Consider the following 1,801-nt stretch of genomic DNA (forward strand, 5'->3'; position numbering starts at 1 on the left):
AGCGCGAGTCGTTGGCGATCGCGACCGCCTCGGCGGCGTCGTCCCCGTCCGCGTCGTCGTACGCGATGATCACGGCGACCGGACCGAAGACCTCTTCGCGGGCGATCTCCAAGGCGTTCGTCGCCACGACGAGCGCCGGGGTGACGAACCACCCTGCGCCGCTGGGCCGCTCGCCGCCGGTCAGCACGGTGGCGCCCTCGTCCCGTGCCCGCTGCAGAAAGCCCTCGACCCTATTGCGCGCGGTCTCGTTGATGAGCGGTCCGACGTCGGTGGCGCGGTCGGCGGGGTCTCCGACGGTCAATGCGGCCACCGCGGTGGTCAATGCAGTTGCGAACTCGTCATATCGGCTGCGCGGTAGCAGGATTCGCGTGAGCGCGGCGCACAACTGACCGTTGTTGCCCATCACACCACTTACCAGTCCTGGCACCGTCTTCTCGAGCGCAGCGTCGGGGAGGACGATGGCCGGCGACTTGCCGCCCAGTTCGAGGCTGCAGCGGCGGATGCGCGATCCACACGACGCGGCGATCCTGGCGCCGACGGCGGTCGACCCGGTGAAGCTGACCTTGTCCACGCCTGGATGCTCGGTCAGGAGTTCGCCGGTCGCGGCGCCGCCGTTGACGACGTTGAGCACTCCGTCGGGTATCCCGGCCTCCTCGACGGCCTGCATCAGCACCCCGAATTCGAGTGGGGCGTCGGGGGCGGGTTTGAGGACCACCGTGCAGCCCGCGGCCAGCGCGGGTCCGATCTTCAATGCCGCGATGAACAGCGGCGTGTTCCACGGCACGATGGCCCCCACCACGCCGACCGGAATCTGACGGACCTCCACGGTGCCGCCCGTCATCGAGGGCCTCGTTGCCGAGAAGGGATGGTCCGGTGTGATGGCGGCGTAGGCACGCAGCACCCCGGCTGCGGTGATGACCTGACCGAACGTGCTCCACGAACGCGGCGAGCCGATCTCGGCGGTGGTGAGGTCGGCCAGTTCGCCCTTGCGTGCGCTCAGTGCGTCGGCCAGTCGGCCCAGCGCGGCGCCGCGATCGGCGGGGGAGGTCTGGCCCCAGGACGTCAAGGCCCCGCGGGCGGCCGCCACGGCGGCGTCCATCTCATCTGCGCCTGCGACGCCGACGGTGCCCAGCACTTCGCCGGTGGTCGGGGACGTCACGTCCAGTGTCTCGATGTGTGCACCGGTGACCCATTTGCCTGCGACATAGCTTGCCGCCAACTCGACCATGAGCCCGATTCTGGCATTGATGTCATCTTTGGACAAGCGCCCCATTGGTGCTGAAGCGCTCTTTCGGTTTCGGTTCTGGAGTTTTTCTGACACTATTGGTCACTATGACTGCCTCGCCCGACAGCGACGCCGACCCGAGCGTGGGACAACCCTGGGAAGTGGTGGTCGAGCGCGGCAAGATCGCCGAGTTCGCCGACGCCATGCTCTGTGAGGATTCCGCCTACCGCGGTCCCGACGCGATCGTCCCACCGACATTTCTGACCAGCGCCGCCCGGTGGGCACCGCCCGGTGTCCGGGTGAACGTGGGCTTCGACCGCAAGAGGCTGCTACACGGCGAGCAGGAGTACACCTTCCACGCAGATGTGCCTGCCGCCGGTGACGTGCTCACCGCTCGCGAGAAAGTGGTTGAGCGGTACTCCAAGCCCGGCAAGCGCGGGGGTGAGATGCGCTTCGCGACGGTGGTCACCGAATACCGCGACGCGACGGGCGCGTTGGTGGCCGAGGCGAAGGCCACGTTCATCGAGACGGCTCCGAAATGACGGCGACCACCCAGATGCGCGCGGGCCTCGAGGC

General features: G+C 68.3%; 2 protein-coding genes. One reads left to right on the top strand and one right to left on the bottom strand.

The window, feature by feature from the left end; genetic code table 11:
• Positions 1–1,228 (bottom strand): aldehyde dehydrogenase family protein (locus tag ACRDUX_RS18785; RefSeq protein WP_526415532.1); only part of this gene is annotated, 1,228 nt, incomplete at its 3' end.
• Positions 1,229–1,332: 104 nt separating this feature from the next.
• Between ACRDUX_RS18785 and ACRDUX_RS18790 the strand changes: the two genes are divergently transcribed.
• Positions 1,333–1,767 carry an FAS1-like dehydratase domain-containing protein gene (locus ACRDUX_RS18790; RefSeq protein ID WP_526415533.1) on the top strand — a complete coding sequence of 145 codons (435 nt, stop codon included), beginning with the start codon at positions 1,333–1,335 and terminating at the stop codon, positions 1,765–1,767.
• Positions 1,768–1,801 lie beyond the last annotated feature (34 nt).

It is taken from the genome of Mycobacterium sp. (assembly GCF_050701675.1).
Lineage (GTDB): Bacteria > Actinomycetota > Actinomycetes > Mycobacteriales > Mycobacteriaceae > Mycobacterium.